General features: G+C 62.2%; 9 protein-coding genes and 2 tRNA genes. 5 read left to right on the top strand and 6 right to left on the bottom strand.

Features of this window, described 5'->3' with window-relative positions; genetic code table 11:
• Positions 1-269: 269 nt before the first annotated feature.
• From AC0L3E_RS20600 to AC0L3E_RS20590, 3 genes are read left to right on the top strand one after another with little or no spacing between them, the layout of a single operon-like run.
• Positions 270-413: a hypothetical protein gene (locus AC0L3E_RS20600; protein ID WP_473605501.1), complete on the top strand. Its 144-nt coding sequence runs from the start codon at positions 270-272 to the stop codon at positions 411-413.
• A gap of 12 nt (positions 414-425) precedes the next feature.
• Entirely contained in the window at positions 426-1,523 is a 1,098-nt protein-coding gene (locus AC0L3E_RS20595) for a helix-turn-helix transcriptional regulator (RefSeq protein ID WP_473605500.1), read from the top strand.
• Positions 1,524-1,535: 12 nt separating this feature from the next.
• On the top strand, positions 1,536-2,423 hold the full coding sequence (locus AC0L3E_RS20590) for a DMT family transporter (RefSeq protein WP_473605499.1): 888 nt from the start codon (positions 1,536-1,538) through the stop codon (positions 2,421-2,423).
• 118 nt (positions 2,424-2,541) lie between these two features.
• On the opposite strand, the gene AC0L3E_RS20585 is transcribed toward AC0L3E_RS20590, so the two are convergent.
• Positions 2,542-2,799: a GlsB/YeaQ/YmgE family stress response membrane protein gene (locus tag AC0L3E_RS20585; RefSeq protein WP_013531402.1), complete on the bottom strand. Its 258-nt coding sequence runs from the start codon at positions 2,797-2,799 to the stop codon at positions 2,542-2,544.
• Between the two features lie 132 nt (positions 2,800-2,931).
• Here AC0L3E_RS20585 and AC0L3E_RS20580 point away from each other — a divergent pair, with 132 nt between their 5' ends.
• Positions 2,932-3,396: a YidB family protein gene (locus AC0L3E_RS20580; RefSeq protein ID WP_473605498.1), complete on the top strand. Its 465-nt coding sequence runs from the start codon at positions 2,932-2,934 to the stop codon at positions 3,394-3,396.
• Between the two features lie 76 nt (positions 3,397-3,472).
• Here AC0L3E_RS20580 and AC0L3E_RS20575 read toward each other — a convergent pair.
• Both AC0L3E_RS20575 and AC0L3E_RS20570 read right to left on the bottom strand, forming a co-directional pair.
• Positions 3,473-3,546, bottom strand: a tRNA-Gly gene (locus AC0L3E_RS20575).
• A gap of 89 nt (positions 3,547-3,635) precedes the next feature.
• Positions 3,636-3,720, bottom strand: a tRNA-Tyr gene (locus AC0L3E_RS20570).
• 198 nt (positions 3,721-3,918) lie between these two features.
• On the opposite strand from AC0L3E_RS20570, the gene rlmB reads away from it, so the two are divergent.
• Positions 3,919-4,770, top strand: coding sequence for a 23S rRNA (guanosine(2251)-2'-O)-methyltransferase RlmB (rlmB, locus tag AC0L3E_RS20565; protein ID WP_024505801.1), 852 nt, complete (start codon positions 3,919-3,921; stop codon positions 4,768-4,770).
• Positions 4,771-4,864: 94 nt separating this feature from the next.
• On the opposite strand, the gene AC0L3E_RS20560 is transcribed toward rlmB, so the two are convergent.
• The 3 genes from AC0L3E_RS20560 to gcl all read right to left on the bottom strand — a co-directional run bounded on the left by AC0L3E_RS20560 (position 4,865) and on the right by gcl (position 8,496).
• Positions 4,865-5,764: a 2-hydroxy-3-oxopropionate reductase gene (locus tag AC0L3E_RS20560; RefSeq protein ID WP_473605506.1), complete on the bottom strand. Its 900-nt coding sequence runs from the start codon at positions 5,762-5,764 to the stop codon at positions 4,865-4,867.
• Positions 5,765-5,906: 142 nt separating this feature from the next.
• Positions 5,907-6,704, bottom strand: a complete 798-nt coding sequence (gene otnI / locus AC0L3E_RS20555) for a 2-oxo-tetronate isomerase (protein ID WP_473605497.1) — start codon at positions 6,702-6,704, stop codon at positions 5,907-5,909.
• 10 nt (positions 6,705-6,714) lie between these two features.
• Positions 6,715-8,496, bottom strand: coding sequence for a glyoxylate carboligase (gcl, locus tag AC0L3E_RS20550; RefSeq protein WP_128308708.1), 1,782 nt, complete (start codon positions 8,494-8,496; stop codon positions 6,715-6,717).
• Positions 8,497-8,848 lie beyond the last annotated feature (352 nt).

Genomic DNA, 8,848 nt, shown 5'->3' with positions numbered 1-8,848 from the left:
AGCGACGTCTTGCCATGGTCGACGTGGCCAATCGTGCCGATGTTCACGTGAGGCTTGTTACGCTCGAATTTACCTTTTGCCATTGTCTCTTTCCTTGGACGGCCCGGATCTTCAGTTCGGTCGAAGACCTTCAGTTCAGTCGAATGCGGGGCGATTAGCGACAAAGGCCAAAAAACACAAGCGTCTTTTGGCCGGGTGCCGTCTCACTCAGTCCGAACCATCGATCCGATTGCGGGATATGACGCTGATATAGGAAGGCGAACCGTCAAATGGAATGGGCGTTGCATACTGGATCCGAAGCCGAGGATCGGGCGCTTGTCGATATGGCGAATATCTGGTTTGCTCAGCCGATACAGGTCATTCATATCGCTGGCGCGATGGCTGGGCGGATCGTTCGTTCCCTTGCCGATTGAGGGGCAACTTTCATGGAAGATCTGGTCGACCGAATCTACGAAGCCGCATTCGTGCCAGAGCTGTGGCCGGTGGTGCTTGACGGCCTGAGCACGATGTCGGGATCGGTAGGCGGCGCCTTGCTGGTCGCCAGCGAGGCTCATCCGCCGCGGTTTGCGGCATCGGCATCGATTATGGATGCGCTGATTGAATTCTCTTCCGACGCGTGGCGAAACAACGATCGTCCGTTGCGCTGGAAGCCTAGTGTCGATGGGTTTCTTCGCGACGTCGAACTCTTCAGTCCGGACGAATTGGAAACCGATCCGATGAGACACGAATTGATCCGGTACGGATTGGGCTGGCAAACCGGCATGGTCATACCGATGACCAATGGCGAGGTCGTGATCTACAGTGTGGAGCGTCGTCTGCAGGACGGTCCGCATGACCCGGCCTCCATCGCCTCGCTCAACGTACTTCGCCCGCATCTTGCCCGCGCCGGGCTTGTTGCGGCAAGGCTTGGCCTGGAGCGGGCGTTGGCCACCGTATCGGCCCTGCAGAGCGTTGGGCTTCCCGCCGCGGTCATGTCGGACGGCGGACAGGTCGTTGCCACCAACGGACTGTTCGATGCATTGCCGTCCATTTTTCAGCCGTTGGCGTATGACGGCTTGGCAATCGGCGATCCGAAAGCCGATTTGTTGTTCCAGGAGGCAGTCAGGAGCACTTCGGCTGCCATCGTGCCAATCGTCAGGTCCATTCCCGTTCGCCAGACGATCGATCAGCCCGCTGTCGTCCTGCATGTGTTGCCGCTTCGCCGATCGGCAAGGGACATATTCGCAGGTGCAAACATCCTTGTCGTTGCAGCGTCGATCCGCATGGGCAACCAAGAGCCGTCGCCGCAAATTCTGAGCGCGCTCTTCGATCTGTCTCCGGCCGAGGCAAAGCTTGCCGCATCGCTGGTATCCGGCCGTCCGCTGAAAGCGGCGGCACTTGACCACGGGATCACGGTCAAAACCGCCCGTACCTACCTTGAGCGTGTCTTCTACAAGACCGGCACCGGCCGTCAGAGCGAATTGGTGGCGTTGCTGAGCGGCGCTGCCCCATTGGCACCTCTTGCCGCCACCACCCGCCTCTGATCTTGTGGCCGGATGCATTTCATCCCTGCCTCTATCCGCGGCCCGCTGTTCATGATCGTCTCGACGGGGTCGTATCTCGTCAACGACACGATGATGAAGCTCGCGACGGCAGGCCTGCCGTCCTACGAAGTGCTGTTTCTGCGCGGTGCCGCGGCAGCCCTCTGGGGCTTCCCGCTGCTGTTCGCGCTGGGCTACGGCAAGCAGATCCCGCTGATCTTCGACAAGCGCGTACTGAGCCGGAACGTGCTCGAGCTGGCGGCGATCCTTTGCTATGTCGTCGCGCTCGCCAACATGCAGATCGCCGATTCCACCGCGCTCGGACAGATCACGCCGCTCTTGATGCTGGTCGGCTCCTCGATCCTGTTTGGCGAGCGGATCGGCGGCCGACGTATGGCGCTGATCGGGCTCGGCTTCGTCGGCGCGCTGATGGTGGCGCAGCCGACCATGCAAGGCATTTCGGTCTACGCCCTGCTGGCGCTCGGCAATGCCACATTCGCGGCGGCGCGCGACCTTGCCGGCCGGCGGGTCGCGGCCGAGGTGCCGGGGATGATCGTGGCGATCTCCGCCGTCGTGGTGGTGCTGATCGGCGCCGGCGCCGCGCATCTGGTTTCCGAGCGTTGGGTCATGCCCGGGGCACATCACCTGCTGCTGATGGCGGGGGCTGGATTTTTCCTGATCTTCGGCCATTTCTTCATCTTCATGGCCTATCGCATCGGACCGACCAGCGCCGTGGCGCCGTTCTACTATTGCTTCACCGTCTGGGCGGTCATTTCGGGCCTGCTGGTGTTCGGGCAGTTCCCCAACGCGCTGGCCATTTGCGGCATTCTGCTGGTCGTCGGCAGCGGGCTGACCATCGTCTCGCTGGATCAGCGTCAGCGCCGGCTGGCCGTTGTCGCCTAGCCTCGTTTCATTGCTGCTTTTCGCCGCCCCGATGCCATAGGCAAGCCACTGCTGAGCATACCGGCCTCAAGCCGGTCTTGCCTTCAGAAACTCGAAACCTCAGACGATCGGCAGGCGCCTAAAGCGTCCGCCTTGCGCTGAACTGATGGTAGGCCCACAGAACGACCACCGCGCCGATGACGGCAACGATCAGGCTGTAGATGTTGAGGCCGGTGACGCCTGACGCGCCGAAGGCACTAAAGATCAGACCGCCGACAATGGCGCCGACGATGCCAAGCACGATGTCCATGATGACACCCTGGCCGGTCTTGTTGACGATCTTGCTGCCTATGAAGCCGGCGACCACGCCGAGAATGATCCAGCTGATGATACCCATTTTTTCCTCTCCATCCCCTCGCCAGCCGAACATTTTCATAGGATTGTCAAAACCTCAAGCCAGCTTGAAATTCCGCCCGAATGCTTCATTGTTGAGGAGGGGTCGGGCCTTGGTCGCTATGGAGGATCCACTATGGGACTTTTTGACAATGCCGTTCCCGGCGGCAACATCACCAAACCCCTGATGATCGCGCTCGGCGCATTGCTGGTCGGCAAGATGCTGAGCGGCAGAAGTGCCGAAGCGCCAGAACAGTCTCCCGCGCCCGCTCCGACCGCCCCCGTCCCGACGGAAACCACATCCGCCGATGGTGGCCTGGCTGGCGGCTTGGGCGGCCTGCTCGACAAGCTCAGAAATGCTGGCCACGGCAATGCCGCCGACTCCTGGGTCGGCACCGGGCAGAACCAGCCGATCAACGCCAACGATCTTGGCGCCGCGATCGGACCGCAGATCATTCGCGAGATCGCGCAACGGACCGGGCTGGACGAGCAGGAACTGCTCAAGCAACTGTCCACCGCCCTGCCCGGCATCGTCGACAGACTGACGCCGAACGGCCAGGTGCCGCAGCAGCACCAGGTCGCCACCGCGTTCAACAGCTGAGGCGGCACGGCCACGACAATTGGAGCGCTGCGCCTCGTGCGCAGTGTCTCGGCTTGCCGGTGATGGGATGAGTGTCTGGAGCGGGTAGCGGGAATCGAACCCGCATATTCAGCTTGGAAGGCTGCTGCTCTACCACTGAGCTATACCCGCGCCTTACCTGAAGTACCGGATTCATCCGAAAAGCGCCATGCACTTTTCGGTCCGATTCTTGTCGCGTTTCAGGGCTTCCGGGCCGGCAGTGGTGGAGAGGGTTGGATTCGAACCAACGTAAGCTAAGCTAACGGATTTACAGTCCGTCCCCTTTAACCACTCGGGCACCTCTCCAGTCTGCCGCCGGAGCCATGCAACGAGGCATTCACGCCGATCCGGACCCGAGTTATGTGTTCTCCGAAACCAGCGCAGCGCCTTATGGCGGCAAGCCCATTGGGTGTCAACCGCGCAACCATGGTTTTTCGTTTCTGTTCGCCGGCTGTAGTGACAGGCCATATCCTTGGCCAGAGGACACCGCTATAGAAGCCAGCCATGAGCGACAAAACCAACACCCCCAAAGACACCCACTACGCCAAGCTGCGCCGCGCCTATCGCGACGAGAAAAGCGGCGGCGCGCCGGCGTTCCGGCCCCGACAGCCGGTTCCGCCTGGCGAAAATGCCGCGGACGGGCTGGTGCGGCTCTACGGCCTGCACACGGTGCGCGCCGCACTCGACAATCCGCGCCGCAAGATCAGGAAGATGCTGGTGACGCGCAATGCGGCCGAGCGCCTCGAAATAGCCGATCTCGCCGCCCTGCCCTTCAAGACCGAACTGGTCGAACCCAGGGACATCGACAAGATCACCGGGTCGGATGCCGTGCATCAGGGTGTGCTGATCGAGGCCGAGCCGCTTAAAGCCAAGCGACTCGATGCGCTTGGTGACGCGAAGCTGGTGCTGGTGCTCGACCAGATCACCGACCCGCACAATGTCGGCGCTATCCTGCGCTCGGCGGTCGCCTTCGGCGCCGGCGCGCTGATCACCACGGCCCGCCACAGCCCGCAGGAATCGGGCGTGCTGGCGAAATCCGCCTCCGGCGCGCTGGAGCACATCGACCAGATCGAGGTGAAGAACCTCGCCGACGCGCTCGGTCAGTTACACGAGGCCGGCTTCCGCACCATCGGGCTTGATTCGGACGCGCCGGCCGAACTCGAAAAGAGCTTTGCCGGGGAAAAGATCGCCCTGGTGCTGGGCGCCGAAGGCAAGGGCCTGCGCCAGAAGACCCGCGAGACGGTGACGACGCTGGCGCGGCTCGACATGCCCGGCGCCATCCATTCGCTCAACGTGTCGAATGCCGCGGCGATCAGCCTTTACGTGGCGAGGAAGTTTTTAGCGAGTAGCGAATAGCGAGTAGCGAGTAGCGAGTTCCGTGGCTGCAATCCCTAATCCCTAATCCCTAATCCCTATTCCCCATTCGCTATTCGCTATTCGCTATTCGCTCCTACCCCACCTCATGCCCCGCCATCCGCTCCAGCGCCCTGACTAGCGCCGAATGATCCTCCTTGGCGCCACCATTGGCTGCGCAGGAATTGAACAGCTGCTGAGTCGTCGAGGTGTTGGGCAAGGAAACGCCGAGCGCCTTCGCGCCCTCCAGCGCGAGGTTCAGATCCTTCTGGTGCAGTTCGATGCGGAAACCAGGCGCGAAGGTGCGCTTGACCATGCGCTCGCCATGCACTTCCAGAATGCGCGAAGCCGCCAGCCCGCCCATCAGCGCCTGCCTGACCTTGGCCGGATCGGCGCCGGCTTTCGATGCAAAAACAAGCGCTTCGGCGACGGCTTCAATAGTCAGCGCGACGACGATCTGGTTGGCCACCTTGGTGGTCTGGCCAACCCCGTTCGGCCCGACCAGGGTGATGTTCTTGCCCATCTTCTCGAACACGGACTTGGCGCGCTCGAATGGGGTTTCCTCGCCGCCGACCATGATGGTCAGCGACGCCGCCTTGGCGCCGACCTCGCCGCCCGAGACCGGTGCATCGAGATAGTCGCAGCCGAGATCGTTGATCTTCTTTGCGAACATTTTGGTCTCGATCGGCGAGATCGAGCTCATGTCGATGACCAGCTTGCCCTTGGTCAGGCCGGACGCGACGCCGTTGTCGCCGAACAGTACATCGGCCACCTGCGGCGTGTCGGGCACCATCAGGATGATGATGTCGGCAGCCTTGGCCACGGCGGCATGGCCGGTGACGGTCTTCAGCCCCTTGGCGACGAGATCGGCCGGCGGCTTGGAGCGATGGTCGCTGGCAATGACATGATAACCCGCATCCAGCAGGTGCCCCGCCATCGGCGCGCCCATGATGCCGAGGCCGATGAAGCCGATGGTTTCCATTGTGGTTCTCCAGATGCTTGTGTGAAACGCCCCCTCATCCGGCCCTTCGGGCCACCTTCTCCCCGGTGGGAGAAGAGACAGGCACCAACGTCGGCATTCTCTTCTCCCCTCGGGGAGAAGGTGGCCGCGTTAGCGGCCGGATGAGGGGGCGCGTTGGCTAAGCCGCCGCGCTCCCCTGCCCGGCCAACTCCTGAAACCAGCCCAAGCCAGCCTCCGTCCCAGCCTTCGGCTTGTACTCAGCCCCGACCCAGCCGGCATAGCCGATGCGGTCGATATGCTCGTACAGAAACGGAAAATTGATCTCGCCCGTCCCCGGCTCGTGACGGCCGGGATTGTCCGCAAGCTGGATATGTGCGATGCGGCCGAGGTTAGCCTCGATGGTACGGGCGAGATCCCCCTCCATGATCTGCATGTGATAGATGTCGTATTGCAGGAACAGGTTTTTCGAGCCGACGCGATCGATCAGCGCTAGCGCCTGATCGGAATAGTTGAGGAAGAAGCCCGGAATATCGCGCGTGTTGATCGGCTCGATCAGCAGCCTGATGCCGGCCTGCTCCAGCTTTTCCGCCGCGAAGGCGAGGTTTTCGGCAAAGACATCCTCCAGCACCTTGCGGTCGGCGGCGGCCGGCGCGATGCCGGCCAGGCAATTGACCTGCTCACAGCCGAGCGCCTGCGCGTAGGTGATCGCCTTGGCGATGCCCTGGCGGAATTCCGGCACGCGGTCCGGCAGCACGGCAATACCGCGTTCGCCCTTGCCCCAGTCGCCGGCCGGCAGGTTGAACAGCACCTGGGTCAGGCCGTTCTTCTTCAGCCGGGCGGCGACGACATCGGGCGCATGGTCATAGGGGCCGATATATTCGACGCCCTTGAACCCCGCGCGGGCGGCGGCATCGAAACGGTCGAGGAACTCATGCTCGCCAAAGAGCATCGACAGATTGGCTGAAAAACGCGGCATTCTTTTTCTCCTAATCCAACATCACGATCGCTGTCGGGGCATCCTCGTGGCTTTCGGCAAGCTCCTCGAATTCGGTGATCTTGTCGATCTCGATGCCCATCGAGATGTTGGTGACGCGTTCGAGGATGAATTCGAGCACGACCGGAACCCGGTGCTCTTTCATCAGCCGCTGCGCCTCCTTGAAAGCTCCGGCGAATTCTTCCGGCTTGCGCACCCTGACCGCCTTGCAGCCCATCGCCTCGGCGACGGCAACGTGATCGACGCCGTAGCCGGCCTCGGGATCGCCTGACCGGTTGATGTTCTCGAAGGCGAGGTCGACCTCGAAGTCCATCGAAAAGCCGCGCTGCGCCTGGCGGATCAGGCCGAGATAGGCGTTGTTCACGACAACATGCAGATAGGGCAATTTGTGCTGTGCGCCGACCGCCAGTTCCTCGATCATGAACTGGAAATCATAGTCGCCCGACAGCGCCACGATGGTGCGGTCCGGGTCGGCGGCGCGAACGCCAAGGGCTGCCGGCAAGGTCCAGCCGAGCGGGCCGGCCTGGCCACAATTAATCCAGTTGCGCGGCTTGTAGACATGCAGGAACTGCGCGCCGGCGATCTGCGACAGGCCGATCGTGGTGACATAGGTGACGTCGCGGCCGAACGCCTTGTTCATCTCCTCATAGACACGCTGCGGCTTCAGCGGCACCTGGTCGAAATGCGTCTTGCGCTTCATCGCCTTCTTGCGGGCCTGGCATTCCTTCGCCCAGCCGGACCAGTCGCGCAGTCTGCCTGATGTCTTCCATTCGGTGGCGACGTCGAGCAGCATCTTCAGCGCCGCGCCCGCATCCGAAACGACACCGAGATCCGGCGCGAAGACACGGCCGATCTGCGTTGGCTCGATGTCGACATGGATGAATTTTTTGCCCTTGGTGTAGACATCCACGGAGCCGGTGTGGCGGTTGGCCCAGCGGTTGCCGATGCCGAAGACGAAGTCGGCTTCCAGCATCGTCGCATTGCCATAGCGGTGCGAGGTCTGCAGCCCGCACATGCCGGCCATCAGCCGGTGGTCGTCGGGGATCGCGCCCCAGCCCATCAAGGTCGGGATGACCGGCACGCCCGAAATCTCGGCGAATTCGATCAGCAGGTCCGACGCATCGGCGTTTATGATGCCGCCGCCGGCGACGATCAGCGGCTTTTCGGCCGCGTTGAGCATGGTCAACGCCTTTTCGGCCTGGGCGCGCGTCATGGCCGGCTTGAACGGCGTCAGCGGCTCATAGGCATCGATGTCGAATTCGATTTCGGCCAGTTGCACGTCGACCGGCAGGTCGATCAGCACCGGGCCGGGCCGCGACGAGCGCATCAGGTGAAATGCCTTCTGCAGCGCCATGGGAACGAGATAGGGCTCCATGACGGTGACCGCCCATTTGGCGACGGGCGCCGCAATGGCTGATATGTCGACGGCCTGGAAATCCTCCTTGTTCAGCCGCGCCCGCGGCGCCTGCCCGGTGATGCACAGGATCGGAATGGAATCCGCGGCAGCCGAATAGAGCCCGGTGATCATGTCGGTGCCGGCCGGACCCGAGGTGCCGATGCACAGGCCGATATTGCCTGCCTTGGCGCGGGTAAAACCTTCCGCCATGTGCGAGGCGCCCTCGACGTGACGGGCTAGCACGTGGCGGATCGTTCCCCTGGTCTTCAGCGCCGAATAGAACGGATTGATCGCCGCGCCCGGCACGCCGAAAGCGCAGGAAATGCCTTCCTTTTCGAGAACGAGAACCGCGGCATCGACAGCGCGCATCCTGGCCATTTCCAGCCCTCCACGGGGTTTGTCATTGTTGGATTGGCCAAGGATGTCAGCACGCCGGATATTTTTCAATTTTTTTAGAATATTTTTTCATTTTTAGAAAACAGCATCAGACTTCTGATTTTATTTGGTTTTCCGTTTTCCAAGAACTCGGGTAGCGATCATAGTGAAAAACTTTTTCATTGCGAATTTGGCGAAAAGACCGAGAATGGCGTCATGGAAACCACCGAAAAACGCCAGCGCGGCCCGCCCCGCGCGGTGAAACGGCCCGCCGCGGCCCCGTGGGGGGAGTCGCGCGCCCCGGGCCGGCGCCCCCAGGGCCATTTGGCGGGAGGCCGCGGCCGGGGGGGGGGCG

The sequence above is a fragment of the Mesorhizobium sp. WSM4822 genome (assembly GCF_055811155.1).
The sequence above is the reverse complement of the archived record's forward strand: the minus strand, read 5'-3'. Positions and strand labels throughout refer to the sequence as shown.